General features: G+C 59.6%; 11 protein-coding genes. 2 read left to right on the top strand and 9 right to left on the bottom strand.

Annotation, left to right across the window (positions count from 1 at the left end):
- Positions 1 to 411 precede the first annotated feature (411 nt).
- On the top strand, positions 412 to 1,065 hold the full coding sequence (locus J0J01_RS26715; protein WP_296386348.1) for a TylF/MycF/NovP-related O-methyltransferase: 654 nt from the start codon (positions 412 to 414) through the stop codon (positions 1,063 to 1,065).
- Between the two features lie 108 nt (positions 1,066 to 1,173).
- On the opposite strand, the gene J0J01_RS26720 is transcribed toward J0J01_RS26715, so the two are convergent.
- The 6 genes from J0J01_RS26720 to J0J01_RS26745 form a co-directional block, all read right to left on the bottom strand.
- Positions 1,174 to 1,848 (bottom strand): hypothetical protein, encoded by a 675-nt coding sequence (locus tag J0J01_RS26720; RefSeq protein WP_296386350.1) that lies wholly within the window; start codon positions 1,846 to 1,848, stop codon positions 1,174 to 1,176.
- Positions 1,849 to 2,039: 191 nt separating this feature from the next.
- Positions 2,040 to 3,341 (bottom strand): hypothetical protein, encoded by a 1,302-nt coding sequence (locus J0J01_RS26725; protein ID WP_296386351.1) that lies wholly within the window; start codon positions 3,339 to 3,341, stop codon positions 2,040 to 2,042.
- Positions 3,342 to 3,377: 36 nt separating this feature from the next.
- A complete protein-coding gene (locus J0J01_RS26730) occupies positions 3,378 to 5,294 on the bottom strand; it encodes a WecB/TagA/CpsF family glycosyltransferase (protein ID WP_296386353.1) in 1,917 nt (638 codons plus the stop codon).
- A gap of 151 nt (positions 5,295 to 5,445) precedes the next feature.
- Positions 5,446 to 6,138 carry a hypothetical protein gene (locus tag J0J01_RS26735; RefSeq protein WP_296386355.1) on the bottom strand — a complete coding sequence of 231 codons (693 nt, stop codon included), beginning with the start codon at positions 6,136 to 6,138 and terminating at the stop codon, positions 5,446 to 5,448.
- A 182-nt stretch (positions 6,139 to 6,320) separates the two neighbouring features.
- Complete coding sequence (locus J0J01_RS26740) at positions 6,321 to 9,155, bottom strand: isochorismatase family protein (RefSeq protein ID WP_296386357.1); 2,835 nt, start codon at positions 9,153 to 9,155, stop codon at positions 6,321 to 6,323.
- Between the two features lie 147 nt (positions 9,156 to 9,302).
- A complete protein-coding gene (locus J0J01_RS26745) occupies positions 9,303 to 9,812 on the bottom strand; it encodes a hypothetical protein (RefSeq protein ID WP_296386358.1) in 510 nt (169 codons plus the stop codon).
- Between the two features lie 376 nt (positions 9,813 to 10,188).
- On the opposite strand from J0J01_RS26745, the gene J0J01_RS26750 reads away from it, so the two are divergent.
- Positions 10,189 to 11,658, top strand: coding sequence for an undecaprenyl-phosphate glucose phosphotransferase (locus J0J01_RS26750; RefSeq protein WP_296386361.1), 1,470 nt, complete (start codon positions 10,189 to 10,191; stop codon positions 11,656 to 11,658).
- Between the two features lie 704 nt (positions 11,659 to 12,362).
- Here the strand turns inward: J0J01_RS26750 and J0J01_RS26755 are convergent.
- From J0J01_RS26755 to J0J01_RS26765, 3 genes are all read right to left on the bottom strand, one after another.
- Positions 12,363 to 13,433 carry a glycoside hydrolase family 5 protein gene (locus J0J01_RS26755; RefSeq protein WP_296386363.1) on the bottom strand — a complete coding sequence of 357 codons (1,071 nt, stop codon included), beginning with the start codon at positions 13,431 to 13,433 and terminating at the stop codon, positions 12,363 to 12,365.
- Between the two features lie 272 nt (positions 13,434 to 13,705).
- Positions 13,706 to 14,566 carry an FkbM family methyltransferase gene (locus J0J01_RS26760; protein WP_296386365.1) on the bottom strand — a complete coding sequence of 287 codons (861 nt, stop codon included), beginning with the start codon at positions 14,564 to 14,566 and terminating at the stop codon, positions 13,706 to 13,708.
- A gap of 283 nt (positions 14,567 to 14,849) precedes the next feature.
- On the bottom strand, positions 14,850 to 16,106 hold the full coding sequence (locus tag J0J01_RS26765; RefSeq protein ID WP_296386366.1) for an oligosaccharide flippase family protein: 1,257 nt from the start codon (positions 16,104 to 16,106) through the stop codon (positions 14,850 to 14,852).
- Positions 16,107 to 16,612: the final 506 nt, after the last annotated feature.

Below are 16,612 nucleotides of genomic sequence, written 5' to 3' on the forward strand. Positions count from 1 at the left end.
AGAAGTAGGCTTTAAAATAGTAGAAGTGGGCTCCGGGGCTCGTGACCATTATGTGGCGGATCGTCGGACTGTCACATGCGACTGGCCTCGCCCCAGGGCCGAGCCAACAAATCCAAGGTGAGCCGCATCGCGAGCCAATGTGGCGGAGCAACTACTTCCTTGGCAGCGGAAGCATGGGCTCCACCAGAGTCAGGTTGCTCGCGTAACGTAGCCGTTTCGACTATGATGGGTCGTCGGGGGTCAACGAGGCTGGCCGGAGAATGCCTCACGACCTCGTCGGAATCACTGTAGATCCCGATCACTCCCGCTCTTTCGAACATGCTCTTGGATTGGGAGGATATCATCATGATGATTTGCGGCAGGCTGATTGCGCTGGCCGGTAAAGGGCGGCGCTAACCCTAGGCTAGAACGATGTTCAATGCGCCAGCATTATACGCGATGTGGGGTAAGCGCGTTCTGAGATCGCTGATTTACCGCTTCCCCCCAATTATGATCGCTCCCGAACGCTTGTACCTCTGGATGGACACGCTAATCCAGACGCAACGCGTCCCCGGGGACGTCCTCGAAATCGGGTGTTACCTGGGTGGCACCGCTGCCACGGCAAACAAGATGCTAAGGAATGTATCCGCTCAGAAGAGGTATGTGGTCATAGATACGTTTGAGGGATTCGTCGCGGAGCAGTGGACCGAGGACCACGCTTTGGGAACGCCTGCTCAGTTGAAGAAGCACTTTTCGCTTAATTCAACGGAGCTCGCGCGTTGGGTGCTTGACCAGCACGGTGGAGAGGAGGTTGAAATCATTAAGGGTGATATCGTTGCCCTCCCTGATGATAGTCTTCCTAGTCAGGTAAGCGCCTGCCTGCTTGACGTAGATTTGTCCGAACCTGTTCGGAAGGGACTTGAGCGCGTCTACCCGCGCCTTCAGCCTGGAGGCGTGATAATCGTGGATGATTGCGAGGATAACGATTACAAGGCGCGCATCGGCTATGAGCGATTTGTGCGCTCGGCGGGCCTCCCCGAGGAATATAAGTTCGGAGCCGGCATCGTTAGGCGGCACGGTGCTTGATGCCGAAGCATGATCACGCTTACGACAGCAATGTGATCCGCGAGTAAGCCGTCTATCCGGGAGAGTGTGCGAACATCTCGCCCAAGTGAACCGGCCAGGCTGCTTGTATCAGGTGCGTCGAAAGAGAAAGCCTAACACCTGTGATGCCTCCGGCGCCTTTCGATAATACTGACGATCGGTGCCGAAGGCGAGGAACTCGCGCTGCAGGATGAATCCAGAGCCTGTTACCTGCCTCAAGAGTTCGTCGTAATTGAAGACCCATGAAATGTAATCGGCTCCCAGCCCATGGCGCTGCGGTCGCTGAACGACCACGAAGCTCCGTGCCTTACGCACCACGGGCACACTCATGATGAATAGCCAACTTTCTGCGGCATCGGCAAGCTGGCGAACGCTGTCTCGCCAATTGGCAGCATATTGCAAAGAGTTGTTAGCCATCACCAGATCGTAGCGGCGGCGGAAACAATCATCATCGGACGAGGTGAAGGACACCTCCGGCAGCAGCGCGTGGCCGGCCGCACAAAGATCGGCCCGCTCTTTCACTGTGAAATCGAGGGAGACTTCCGGCAGAACTGCGTTGCCGACGGCCGCATAGTGACCCAGCGCACCGCCCCAGTCGAGAACGGAAAGCCGCGTCTTACGCTGGGCCGCCCGTGCCAGGACGTAACTATAAGTCATCAGGACGTTATGAGCCTTGAAATCCGGCAGGTCAGTGAACCACGGCGAGAAAGCAAGGGGCTCGGTGCCGTCGAGGGTTCGCTTGTACGGCTCCCAGTTGTCGAGCATGGTCCGATGAACTGAAGAATGATCCCAGCCGAGGCTCCTGTGGTCGTTTTGCGGCCAATGGTCGGATACGTATTCCCACTCTGCGCGGCCCACTTGCGAAGCGATCCTGGCCACGATCGGCGGCAGCAGGAGGCGTGCCACCCTGCGCGCACCGGCGGTTCGAGCGGCTCGAGACCAGATCGCGCGCCTGCTCATGGGCATGGATGAATACTCTCCCTCGCGCCGAACCCAACTCGGTTTCTCTGTTCGCGCCACGTCAAGCCGTCGGCATATCCGACGAGAAACCAGAGCAGGGTCGCGGTTTTGATCGAAAAAACTGAGGCGCTCACCATGAGATTTCCCGACAGATAGATGGCCGCGCCGCAGCGCAGGACCGTCGCTGCACGTGCTCGGGAGGAAATCGTTCCGAAGACGAACACCCAGCCGAGAGCCACGCCGAGTATCGAGTAGGAGATGATCAGATACACGATCCCGCTGTCCGCAGAGAGGTTCGCCAGAGAGCTGCTCAATCCCATGAGGTCCAGTGTGCCAAGCGCTCCAAGGAGCTCGGCCGTATAGGCAATTCGCCCAGGAAAGTCGTCAGAGCCGGATTGGAAACCAAGCATTGCCACCATCACCACTGCGCTGAGGATGGCTAGCGGCAGGGCAGCGATCGGCGCGGACCGCGGAAGCCAGCCCCCGAACAGGGCAATGACCGCGATAAGGCCACACAGGGACGCTCCGAGACGACCGTCGGATCCAACCAGAAGCGCCGCATCGGTGCTGGCGAAGGTCCAGAAGATCCAGGGCGTCAGTCGACGCCTGAAGGCCGCGAGGAAAATCGCGACCACCACGACATAGTTCTCGAGCGAGACCGGCTCCAGAAACACCGAAGAGAGACGGTGAAAGGGAAGCGACGGAAACAGATGCCTTTCGTCCGGCCTCGTTGCGCTCACAAACAGCTCAGTGTCGGGATTCCAGAAATCGGATGCCTGCAAGCCTCTGGTATGAATATAGTACTGCTTGACGTTGAACAGGGAGGTAAAGCTGGTCGGATACAGTGCCTCATAGACCATGACGAGGAATATGAGCAGGTGAAACGGAAGCCATTTCTGCGCCGGCCGCCGGTCCGTCGAAGCTGAAATCCCGAGCATCACGAAGACCGGAATCACGACGATATCGCGGGCATGTTTGGGCTCGAGCTCGCCCCGGAGGAGACCGAGCATGAGCCACCAGACGGCAGCGCTGACTGCAAAGAGCAGCCATGGTCGCATCAACGGATGCCAGGATGAAGCGGCGAGCAGCAGTGCGGTTGAGATCAAGACGAGCTCGGCGGCAATGACGTGCGACCGGTTGAGCTCGACGACATTGGAATCAACGAAGCAAAGGACAAAATTCAAGCCGACGCTCGTCGCGAGACAGGACACAACGGCGACGGCGAACCAAAGCCCCGACCCGGGGACCGGAGCCGCGCGACGCAGCTCACCAACGGGAGTTCCGGACGACAGCATCACGCCACCTGCCTCATTGCCTCAACAGGCCTCCCGGGATTACGCCGTACGAGCCGCCAGCTTCGATCTGAGTGCCGCAACCATCAGGGCCAGGATTTCAAATGTGTAGCGTCGCCACAGTCGGGTGGGTTCGCGAAGCAGGCGATAGAGCCATTCCATGCGGATGTTCTGCAGCCAGGGCGGAGCGCGAGGCACCGCCCCGGTTGCAAAGTCGAAGAATGCTCCGACGCAGAGCGACAACGGTACGTCAAGCTGGTCTGCGTTCTTCATCAGCCACGTTTCCTGCAGCGGATTGCCGAGCGCGACGAGCAGAATATCAGGCGCGGACGCATTAATGATCTGGACGAGCGATTCTGCCTCTCCGGTCGAGAGGTAGCCGTTCCGGAACCCGCAAATCTCGACGCCGTGCTGAGCCGGAAGCACAGCCGCGGCTCGGCTGACGACGTCGGGTCGGGCTCCGTACAGGAACACACGTGTGCCCTTCGGGACCGCACTGAGCAATAGGGGCGTCAAATCCGTCCCGTTCAGGTTCGCGGGGAACATGGACCCGTGAAGGATCAAGGAAGCGATATCGACGCCGATCCCGTCATTCAGGACAACAAACTGTCGCGAGAGATCGGCACCGACCCGGAGCGTTCGGGACCAGTTGATGAGGTTGGCATTTGCGAAGGCGACGAGGGTCTTGGTTCGCGAACCGAGTCTCCTCACAAGGAGTTCGATCGCCTGCACGCGCGTGAGCGCGGCGACGTTGACGCCGAGGATATCGCGGGACCGGCACTTTGAGTCGCCGGCTAGAGCGATTTCCGAGCGGATGGAACCGCTCGCGGTTCCATCTGCTCGGAAATGCGCGCACGGGGGTTGTTGTTGCTCTAGAGCTCTCGCATAGCAATCTTCAACGGTTCTTTCCACGGTGTGCCAGCTCTGCGCACGCGCGAACGCTGCGGCCCTCGTGCGATCGTCCATTGTGTTGGTTCTGCGCCAGCGCAGGAAGGCTGTTGCGGCCTCGCACGGCTGGCCAAAGTCGCAGATCAGACCACATCGTGAAAGTCGATGCGTTTCGCGGAACGCAGCGTTGTCGTGCAACACCGGCAGCAACCCGACCGACATCCCTTCGACGATCGAGAGACCGAATCCTTCATATTCGGACGCCGAGACGATGTAGCCGCACGAACGGACTAGGGTCTGCAGCTCGTTTCTCGCCAAATAGCCGTGGTAGCGGATGCGATCTCCTACCTTCGAGGCCCTCACCAACTCAGTCAGTGCGCCCCACAGCCCATCAGGATCCGCCCCGACGATGTGAAGGGTGATGCCCGGATCCTGTTCTGTCAGCCGGGCAGCGAACTCGATCAGCCTGTCGATCCGTTTGTTCATAGCGATCCGCCCGACATAGATCAGATCGGCGCCATCCGCGATGAAGTCACCGAGCGGGACGATCGGATTACGGAGCAGGATCGCATCGATTCCAATGCTCTTGACGATCGCGAGGTCGTTCTCGCTGACGGCGAACACTGCCCTACTTGCCGAGAGGCTGCGGCGCGTGACCACGCGAAGGTACAGCTTCTTGATGCGTTTGAATCTGGAGGTATGAAAGAACAGGCCGTGGGTCGTCGCAAAGTACACCAGGTTTCGGAAGCGCTTGGTCAAGCACAGCAGATCCAGAAGCTGATCGGTCGCGTGCGCGTGCTTCAGATCGAACCGGTCAAGCAGTCTCGGGCCCAGGAAGGGAATGAAGAGCTCCCTCACTCCAAGGTAGGGTATGCGTATGATGATCGCACGTCCGGACCGCTCGACCGACCGCAACCTTGCCTGCGAGCCGAACACCCGGTTCAAAGTGATGATGTAAACACGGTGCCGCACGGACTGGCGCTGGACCAGTTCCGCAACGTAGGTCTCCAATCCACCAACCGACGGGTGGTACTGACGTACCAGGTGCGCGATCTTGAGTTTCCTCGCCACGTCCGATACTCCCTGCCGCCTCCAATCAGCCACGGGGCTGCAGGCCTGGCCGTCTCCTCGCCATCTGACTGTCGGCCATGCCCAACTGGCTCGACGGCGCCCGGATCGTTGAGTCGATTGGGAAAGCCGGGTTAGCCGCCCGCCGCTTGCGTCAAACTCGCTCCTCTGGTGCATCTCTACACGTCTTGGTCTTGCGCCACTCCGCCTTGAGATGCCCAATGGGCGCTGAAACCAATGCGACGTCGTTCAATCGAATCCAAATGGACGAACAGGACGCATCTTGGAGGCATTCGACATAGTCGCTGCCCGTGTGCGTGGATTCGCAATAGGAAAACAGCATCGCAATCTGGACCAAGGTTGCCGCCGCCTCATCCTCCATAATTTTGGACCTCTTCTTGTAGTGACCGTCCAAGAGCGCAAATTCATCCGGCTCGATTTCAATGTGCAGCGGTTCCTTCGAGTCCGAGAAAACGATGTCGACCGTACCCGTATCGGGCACAGCGTCGGCGAGTAGGCCGGCGCCCCGATGCCCGTCGAATTGAGAACAGGTCATGTGACGGAGGTTCAAGCCGATGCGCCGGGTCGGCGAATCGAAGACGGCAAACGAATGGAACGTCTCCGGTTCCCGGACCGAGCGCCAAAGCCGAGCCACGTCTCGCTCCAATATCGGCACGGCGCCTGTGAAGCCATTCCTCAGGCGGAACCGAAACCATCTGTATGGATCGACCACCGTCTGAGCATGCCGCTTTTGGTCCACCCCCGTTTTTACCGGGAATGGCACGACGACATGTTGCTTCAACTCGGGCCTGGACGTCCTGGATTTGCCAAAGTGCTTCTGTGCCATGACGCCGCCCCCAAATAAACAGCGGGTTACACCCTGCTGCGGCCAGACGCCCTCTTCTTCCTCACGCTAAATAGTCGATGCAGCGATGCCAAGCATCGGCGACCAAGCCACAGTAAGACCACAAGCCGGCTGCAGCGCGGGCACGGGGCACCCAGTGTACCGGGTTCGTCTCTGTCCCCGAGCTAAGCGTGCTGCGGCGTCCGTCGCCCCGGCGCTTCGCTTGCCTTGTGAATCGTCTCAGCCAACTCGGCGAATTCATCGCTCGTGATGGCAAAGGCTGCGGCAGACTCGAAACCCTTCAGTAAGCGCTCCCATCTGTCTGCGTCGGCAGTAAAGATGCCATCTTGGACAAAGGTCACGCGATATCCCAAATCAAGGGCGGAACGCGCCGTCTGAGCGACGGACGTGACCGCCTCCAATCCGGCCAGGAAGACGTGGCGGATACCGTCTTTGCGAAGAACCTCGTCCAGGCCGGTACTGGAAAATGCATCCCTGCCTGATCGCACGAAGCTGTACTCGGCCGCTGCCCTCAGGCGCTGATCGAACCTCTTCCGCAGCGTTGGATCGGTCTCCGACTTCTTCGTCAGCAACCGCAAGAAGCGCAACATCGGACTGTCCCGCTCGGCGTAGATCATGGTGATGCCGAATTTGGAAGCTGCCTGGGACAAGCGGTCGATCGTCGCGATCAGTCGATCGGAGGCGTCTGACGATGGCGAGTACCGTCGCGACGAACCGGTGAACAGCTCCGGAACGTCGATTATCAGCAATGCGTGACGCGACGGGCAATTTTCGCCGGCGGGAGCGTTGCCATCGGAACGCGATCGTTTCTCCGCGGTGATCGCGACTGCCGGCGAGGGGTTGTCAGCGATGCTTTGCGCAGCGTACGACGAGTAGCCATAATATGTGCGCCGGGCTTCGCGAACCAGAGTAAGGACCGCGCCCGCGACAACTGTCTCCGCATCGTGCAGGTGCTTCAATGCCATCTTGACCGCGTCGCGGGGGGTGCTCGCCCAGCGTATGGCCATCACCGTCGCGTCGGCGTGACTAGCGATCAGTGCCGCCTCCGATACGGCGAGAACGGGAGGCGCATCGATGATGACGACGTCGTATTGCTTCTTAAGCAGGGCAAGCAACTCACGCAGTTTGCTCGCCCAAGCCAGCAGCGAAGCGCGCGAGAATGTTCCGGCAAGAATGATGTCGGCGCCCGAATCGACGTCGCAGGTAATTGCGTCGACGAGTTTGGCCCTTCCTTCGAGCAGCTCCGCCAATCCCGCGCGAGAGCGGATGCGCAACGCCGCACTAGCGCCTCTTCTCCAGTGGTCGGCGTCGATGAACAGAACGCGCTGCCCGCTTTGAGCCACCATCGCTGCCAGACTAAGCGCGAAGGTCGTTTTGCCTTCGCCGGGCAACGCCGAAGTCACCACGGTCACTTTCGGTGCTCTGGCCGTGCAAAAGAGCCGCGAATAGATCCCTTTCGTCGCTTCGCGATACGACGATCCGTATCGGGCGGCCTCGCACGGCGAGAGTTGCGCGCCTTTAGAGATCGGAAGCATCCCAAGCCCAGCAACTCCGAGAGCATCCTCGACCTCGGCAAGGCTGTGCAGACTGCGATCTGCACGCTCGACCAGGAGCGCCAGAAAGACACCGCCGATCAATGACCCAACCGCCGCCATCGCAATCAGGAGCCTCTTCTTCGGCCGGTCCGGGCTGACCGGCAACTGCGCATAGGAAACGACCTGCGCGTCAGGTCTTTGCGCGAACATCTCGCGTTCCACCGAACGCAGCTTGATTTCCGCGCGGTTCAACTCCGTCATTTCGCGCTGCAGGCGACCGAGCCGGTCGGTCAAGTCCCGTTCCTTCAGTTGTGCGACCGTCAGGTCGTTTTCGAGAGACGTTGTAATCCGAGCGGCTTCAGTGCGCTTTGCGGCCTGGATGCGCGAAAGCCCATCCTGCAAACCGACTGTCGTCGGGTGCTTGGCGCCAAGTGACGCCAACGCCTCCGCCAGCTTTTGTTGCGCTCCGGCCTCTTGGCCAGCCAAGCTAGTCATGACCGGCGAGTCGACAATGTCGGTCGTCGGGATGTGGCGGCCCTTGGGTTGACTGGGCGCACGGAGCTGACTGAGGCGGGCTTCGATCGCCGCACGCGCAGTCCGGGCATTTGCGAGATCGGCGTTCATGTCCGACATTTGCTTGAGGAGAAACGGCGATCCGTCCTGTGTAGAAAACAATCCCGCCTGGGAACGAAACTCCTCGGCGACCTTTTCAGCGTCCTCCATCTTCGCCTGGAGCCGGGTAACCCCCTGCTTGAGCCAAACGGAGGTTTGCTCGGCGGACTGCAAACGCAATTCGAGCTGATAGGCGACGTAACGGTCGGCCATGGTGTTGGCGACCTGCATTGCCAAACGCGGGTCCACCGACGCGAACTCGATATCGACCATTCGCGAGTTCTGCTTGATGCTGACGCTTAAACGGCTGCGAAATCTATCGGTAGTCTGCGAAAGCTCGACGGCGGCCGGGTCAGAACCAACCGATGGGCCGAAGAGCCAATCCTTCGCCCACGCTCCGGGAAACCGGTCCTCGAACCATGACGAGGCAGCTGGGTTGAATTCCGGCTTGTCCTGGAGCTTGAGAATGCGAACGACCTCGGTCACCAGCTGAGGAGACTTGATGATTTCGACCTCGGTCTGGACTGCGGTTGAATCGGGCAGGAAGCCCTGCACGCCGCCCTGTTGCGAGTTGTAGACCGGACGAATCTTGGCGTTTTGATCTCCGACGACCACGAACGCATGGGCGGCGTAGTAGCTGGGCATTCGCAGGACGATGGCGCCGGCAACTCCGATTCCAAGAACGGCGACAAGGGCAACGAGCGACTTGCGGCGCCATATCTTGCGCAGAACGGCGGAGTTGATGAGTCGGCCGGGATGGATCTCGAGCTCGCTGTCCGCCGCGTATGTGCTGCCGCGCAATTGCGGAAGATTGGCACCACCCGCGCCACGCGAAATGCCGGTGTCGGTCATCTCGAACCTCGTCCTGCCAGCTTGCGGGACGAGCATAGTAAGAAAAGAAAATTGAATAGAAAAGAGACGCTTGCAGATTTTCGATGACAAGTTGGAGGCAGCCGGCCAGCTAGCGACGGCGCGGCTGCCGGCCCATTGCCGGTGCGATCAACCCGAGGTTCGACGGATAGGGGTCTGCTTTCGGTTGTCGAGGATGCGCTCGATCTCCAGGCGTGTGCGCGCGGTCGCCCATAGCAGCCGATCGGTTGCAGCCAGCAACGCCTCGTAATTGCTCACGCTGTCGTCGGAGGAAAGCGAATCCATTGCGGCCAGGAACATCGCCATATCGCTGTTGATGCGGCCCCAGATGTCCCGCGTCGGGGAAACCGACGACAAACCACCTCGGACCACATCAGGAGGATCTTCCTTCCCCCCGATCCGCGTTGTACGGCGGTTCCCCACCGGCGACGCAAGCAGAGTGCCCATCTCCGACTTGTCGCGACCCATCTTGAGCTTGGCGTCCCTTGCCGAAATCCGCGCAACTATGTAGCGGATGGCAGGTGCGGTACAGCCGTAACTACGCGCCAACTTGGCCAGCGTTTCGCCTTTCTGAAACCGCAGCGCGATCTTCGGCCACTCGCTGTGAGGTATCTTTCCGCGGATTCTTGTGTTGGGCAAGGGCGATAGTACTCGGGGTTCAGTTGCAAATTGAGCTTTGCATCAATGAGCGTGTCAAATCTGTGACCACCATGGCCATCTTATCATTTGGCGGCCTCTCGTGCACGGCGTCAATCGCCGTGTGGCGCCCCGATGATGATGCTCGGCGAGTGGGCGGGACGAGCTGAGCCTCGTGCCGGCTGCGCTACCGCGCCTTCCATCGACCGGCACAACAACCCTTCCGAATGAACCAAGTCCGCCGGCCGGGTACTGGCCTCGGTCAAAGGGGTTGCGTTTCCATTTTCTTTGCAATAAGAAAAGAAAACAAAAGAAATCGATCCTCTTCCAGAGCAGGCCCGTCGTCGTCCCCCGACGACGCGCCCAGAGGGCGGAGTCGATGTCTTCCCTGCCAAGTGGCCATATCGGAGTGATCGCTTCGCGGGGGATTTTCCATCGCTTGCAGCCAACGCGCCTGTCGCGAGGCAGTTCGGGCGCCGACCTGCAGACACGGTTACCCGGCATACTGAGGGTATCGGACTGGCTTGGCATAGCGGCGATAGGATTTCTGCTCGATATGCTCTCTTCGGCGCATGAGCCTGAGCCGTTGTCCCATTCCCTCGGCGTCGTCCTGGGCGCGACGGCGACATTGAATTACGTGCACCTGACAAAGGCCTACGAGCCTCGCAGCGCGGCGCGGTTGATGGTCCAGCTGGCAAAGGTTTCGGTCGCCTGGGCTGCCGCCTTTGTCAGCCTCGCTGCGATTAGCTACGCCGTGGATCGTTCCGAGCACTTTCTGAGCACTTGGGCAAGCCTGTGGTTTCTGACTTCGTGGCTGTTCTTAGTCACCGCGCGGAGCGTGGTAGCGCTGCAGATCTCGCGTTGGCGCAGGCAGGGCCGATTGACGCGACGTGTTGCGGTCTTCGGCACAGGTGCGCAGGCGATCAAGCTTGCTCAACTACTGAAAGCACACAGCGACGAAGCGAACGTTATTGGGGTGTTCATCGATGGGGACATCTCGATGGCGCCTGGCGATGTTACCGGGGACGACGACGCACTCGCAGCGCTAGCCAGCAGTGGAAATGTCGATGAAGTCATCCTGGCATTGCCTTGGAGCTCTCACGCCGCGCTGAATCGTGCCATAGCGAAGTTTGCCGCATATCAGGTCGCGGTCAGCATCGATCCTGGAATCTCCGGAATCGACTTCCCTCCGACAGGCTTCAGCCTGGTGGCCGGGATTCCCACACTCACGGTACAACGGCGGCCGCTGTCCGGCTGGGGAGCGCCGGTCAAGCGTGCCGAAGACGTCGTGCTTGTGCTGTTGCTGCTGCTGTTCCTGGCGCCCATCCTTCTGCTCATTGCGCTCTTGGTCATGATCGACAGCCGCGGGCCGGTTCTCTTTCGCCAAGAGCGCTATGGTTTCAACAACAATCGCATTGTTGTCTACAAATTCCGTAGCATGCACCACGATTCAAATCCCGACCCCGCCGTTCCCCAGGCGAGGCGTAACGACCCTCGCGTGACCCGCGTTGGGGCCATCATTCGTCGCGCCAGCCTCGACGAGCTGCCCCAGCTGTTCAATGTGCTGCGTGGCGACATGTCCCTCGTCGGACCGCGGCCGCACGCCACGGCGCACAATGAGAAATACGCCGCCCTCATCAACGGCTATCTGGCCCGGCACCGAATGAAGCCAGGCATCACTGGCTGGGCCCAGGTCAACGGCTGGCGGGGCGCGACAGAGACAACGGAGCAAATGCGCCGCCGGCTCGAGCACGATATCTATTATATCGAGAACTGGTCGCTTCTCCTGGACATCAAGGTTCTCCTGATGACCCTTCCCGTCGTTGCCCACGGAGACAACGCCTACTAGCCTGCCCGCGCCCTCGGAACGCGACTCGCCGCCGCCGCCTCAGCTTCCCGGTTGTTGAGAATCCGCTCCAACTCCACCCGTGTGCGGGCGGTAGCCCCCAACAGCCGATCGGTTGCAACCAGCAGGACTTCGTAGTTGTCGTCGCTGTCACCCGAAGAGAGCGAGCCCATGTCAGCGAGGAATGTCGTGACTTCCGTGGCGATCCGGCTCCAAATGTCCCTCGCCGGTCCGGTCCGCAAGGAACTGTCGCGGGTTTCGGAGATGTGGAAGCGACTTCCGGAGCCTTGCACGTCCGCTGAGCGCCGACCATTCTCTACCGACCGTGTAAGCCTAGCCGGCTTGTCGCTAACGACCTCTTTGCTGTCCGAGTTGTCTGAGCAAAGGGATATGCGCTTGAGAATGTAACGGATGGCGGGCGCGGTGCAACGATAGCTGCGTGCTATCCCGGAAATCGTCTCGCCATTCTGAAAGCGCGCAGCGATGTTCGGCCACGCCTGGCGGGATATCTTTCCGCGAATCCTTGGATTGGGCAAAATCTGTGATCCTTGTACTGCGGGGACGTCGTTCAACTGCGCGTGTCTAAGAGTTCGGATCGGTGTCAGGCTAGCCTCGGCCGTGCACCGGCCGCCGCCCGCGCCGGCTGGTTGCGCCGCTCGCTGGCGTGGGAAGTTCAGCGCTTGCTACGCGATCGAATCTCCGTATGGTCAGCCAAGATACTTGGCCAATACTCTCATCTGCGGCTTGTCGACGACCGGCACGGCCGCCAAGTCTGGCCTGACCGAGAACGGATAATCGCCCCACCACGGGCCGCCGGCCCACACGGCGAACCCGATATAGACGTCTCGATTCTCGGCAAGATGCTTGAGAAAGGCATCGGCTTCGGCGAGGTACGCTGGCGAGGAGGTGAAGCCGAATTCGCCGATAAAGCCCTTTTTGCCGTTGGCGCGCAGCCACTCCGTGAAAGGTTTCGGACGCGATGTTCCTGATCCAGCGATCACCGGATTCTCCGGGTTGCCAGATCCGTCGGCATCGAAATACTGATGCGCCTCATATGCGTAGTTGCCAAGCGGGTCGATCACGCCGAGCATGACCGTATGGTTGTCCTCCTCGGTCCATTTCCAGGCGCCGTCCCAGTATGAGCCTGGCACCAGCAGCAACTGGCCAGCCCCAGCCGACCGAATTGCCCTGATGGCGGCGTTTGCGCCGCTCAGCCATTCACTCGCGGTCTGGTCATGCGGCTCGTTCATCAAGCCCAACGTCACGTTGCGCTTGTCCTTGATCCGCGCCGCGATCGCTGCCCAGCAGGCGGCAAATTCGCGCGTTGCGCCGGCATCTCGGCCGATCAACTTTCCCGATCGCGACATCCCATAATCGTGCATGTCCAGCACGACGGCCATGCGCCTGTGGTTGGCGTGGTCGATCAGCTTTGACAAGGCATCCATATCGGCAGTCGGCTTGTGATTTGCCGACAGCACTCGCTTCGCAAGAAACGGGATGCGGACCAACCTGAACCCTTTGCCGGCGTAGTAGTCGATCTCAGCTGCATCCGGGTAGCCATAGTCGGTCCACAGCGTGCCCCCGTTTTTCGTCTCTTCGTTGAACTCGCCGACTGCCAGATTAACCCCGGGTAGAAAGGAAGCGAGCAGCGGGACGGCCGCGGGTACTTGGGCAGGTACGGTCGGTGCGGATGGCGCCCGAGTCTGCTGGGCATCGCTGATTTGAGGCCATGCGATGGCGCTGCTGCAGATGACCTCGAGGATATTGCGCCGCTTCATGTGGTCACCTCATTGCTGAGTTGCCGGCCACCAACATCGACCTGCGCCAAGAGAGAAGCTGTTTAGTGTCCGCGAGGAGAAATCGCCGCGGCGAGCGGGGCTGATCCAATCGGAGGGCAGCAACGCGGGTTCATGGTTCGAGTATCCACCTGTCTTGCCATCTGATTCGTGTCGGCCCAGCCTGCTTCGTCGGGGGTCGACGCCCGTCTCGCAGATTCGAGAAGGGCCAGTTTGGCCAGGTTATCGCCTAGACCACTATGACGATTGGCCTGCTATACCTTCTCCCTCGGCGTAACGGGCGCGCGCGCCGGATCCTTCGCGGCCAACACAAGTGTTTCGTGCCCGGGTCTTGGGTCCTCGAGTGGCTCCAGCCGGACAGGCAGCCCGCGGACCAGATTCCCAGCGGTTTCTCGCCAGCTTGCTGCCGCACCGTTCAGGTCGCGACGAAACCTGTAGAAACTTGCGTAGCCAAGAGATCGGAGGAAGGCCATGCACTCGCGCCCCAAAGCGCTGCCAGTCATCTCGAATATGACAATCGGATCCCATCGCTGAAGAGTGCGTGACGAGCCGCGGAGCACTGACAACTCGTGACCTTCGACATCGATCTTAATGAACGCGACTGGCTCCTCAGAAAATTCACACGAGGCGAGAATGTCGTCCAAGGTAGCAGTTTGGACAACGATCTTGTTGGAGTCGGGCAAAGATTGGTTTCGCTCGAGCGTCGCCCATCCAAAGTTCCCATTGTTGGGGACGTGCAAGACGACTTCGCCTGAGGTATCAGATACGCCTCGGCAGATGCACGATACGTTATGCCGTCCGGCAACGGCTATATTCGCCTCCAAGACCTTTGCTGTGACCGGGTTGGCTTCCAACGCGAGAACGTGATTAAAAAGTCCGCTGAAGAAGATCGAGTACAGCCCAATGTTGGCACCAACGTCCACGCAAACAGCGTCGGTGTCGATCTTGAAGCCCAGGAGTTGGCGAGAAGAGTTAATCAATGTCTGAATAGTGGCGACATGGGTCGACTCGTATTCTCCCGTGGCAATGACCCTCATTCCCAACGTGTCGTCCATCGGGACAAACAGGTGCTGGATACGCCCCTTTTTAAGCGCCCTGCCGCGGATCTTGGTCACTGTCCAGTAGAGCAGTCTATCGACCAGCAATCCGCCCAAATGCCGACGTTCTTCGGATGAGTGTGGCACGGCGTTCTCCACTTGAAGCGATTAGTTAAGCCCCTCTCGCCTCTAGCCTAGCAACCCGAACACGACGAAATTGATACACCGGGACACCGCAACAAGCAATTTGCGCAAACTACGGCCATTGAATGCGGCGCCAAGCCGCTCGGGCCCGCTGAGCGCCTCGCGGCGGCCAGCGCTCTTGCTCGCTGTTCCGTTCGCGGCCATGCGAGCGGGCCTCTCATGGTCGCGTCCCGATAGCTCGCAGGAACGACTTCTTGCCGATCAAGGCGGCAATGAATCCTATGGCAGATATCGCCTCCACGAGAGAGACAGCCACGAAGACTCCGTCTAGCCCCGCGAGAACGGTTCCAGCATATAGGCACGCCACCCCAAGCAGAGATCCAACGATCCGAACCTGACTGAATTGCGTGAAGAAGCCGAAGACGACGAGTGACGACAGGCCAAAAAAAGAGGAACAGACCGAGAGGAGCGGGACAAGCCATACCAACCGCAAGAGTGTCTCGATGTTGGCGAATTCTCTGCCTCCGAAGAGGAGAGCCAGATCGCCCGCCAGCGCAAACAGTGCGCACGAGAGCGCAACCCCGGTCACGAGCAGGAGCAGCAGCAAGATCCGCCGCAGCTTCAATTCTTTCTCGGGTTCATCGGCGGAATATCGGCAAAGGACGGGAAAGGCGGAATTATAAACCGGAACGAAAAGGCCGCGCGCCGCCTGCAGGATCCGGTCTACAAAGGCGAACGCGCCGGCGGAGGCAGATCCCGACAGCGCGCCGACGATGACCGCGCCAGCACCCGAATACAGGATCATGCAGAACTCGGACAACATGATCCCTGCATTCGAGTATGCAGAGGCGCGGAGCATTCGGAGGCCCGGGTAGGAAAATCGTATGCCAGACCTAAGCAGCATAGCGAACAGCAGCGCCAAACTCGTCGACGCAACCGCCAGGTTTATAATTGCATACGTAATCAGATCAGACCGCGTCCGAACCAGAATGAGAATTGCACCAGCCCCGGCCGATCGAACAAGCAGTTGAGATACGCCAAGCAGCTTGGTGCGCTCCATGCCCAGAAAAAACCACGTCGGGGCAAGTCCGACAACATTAAGCTGAAGGAAAACAAGAATGCTAACGGCGGGATGCTTTGAGAGCATCGGCACCAGCATAAAAGCCGGAATAAACAGAAGCGACACAATCACAAATGTGGCGAGCTGGAAAAAAATAATATGAGAAACGCCGAGATCCAGCTTTTGCTTGTCGTTTCTGACTTCCGCGACAATCTTGGGACCCGTCACATACGCTGACGCAATAGTAAACAAAGCAAAATACGAACAGATCCCGGCAATAATAGCGTAGTCACCGTAGTATTCGATGCCCAGAGCTCTGGTCAGGATTGGAAACGTGACGATCGGCAAGGCATGGTCTGCGATCTGGATGAGCGAGAGCCAGCCTGAGCGTCCTAGCAGCTTCCGAAGTACCATGACGGATTAGGCGCGGGAGGTTGATCAGATTCACGCAAACCGGACGGCGATTTGGCGAACTTCGGGAGGAGGCCGCAGTTGGCGACGGATAAACGGGAATCGGCCTCCAGCTTGCACTTTTGTCGGCACAGACGTCATCTCGAACCCCTGCTGATGGTGGAAGGCGGCTGCATGCAGAGCGAAATCGAAGGAGCTATCAAGCGTACCGGAAGAATGGACGATCGCTATCTGGTGCTACCGCCGGACTCGGATCGGAGGCTGACTATCCTCGAAGGTGGGGTATCTTGACCTCCACTCGCAACATCCAGTTTCTATTTCTATAAGAATCGCTTTGGGCTGGCCGACAAGGAAGAGGATGTGACCTGCCCTGTTTCTTCGGACCACGCTTAACTTGAGAATCCTGGCGTCTCCTGTGCCTTTGAATGTCCCGTGAGGGACGGTGTTGCAACGGGCCGGGGCGCGGAGGCCCCCTCTACCGCAGCGTCCCGGCCCGTTGCGGAAGCGGG

It is taken from the genome of Reyranella sp., assembly GCF_017305915.1.
Classification (GTDB): Bacteria; Pseudomonadota; Alphaproteobacteria; order Reyranellales; family Reyranellaceae; genus Reyranella.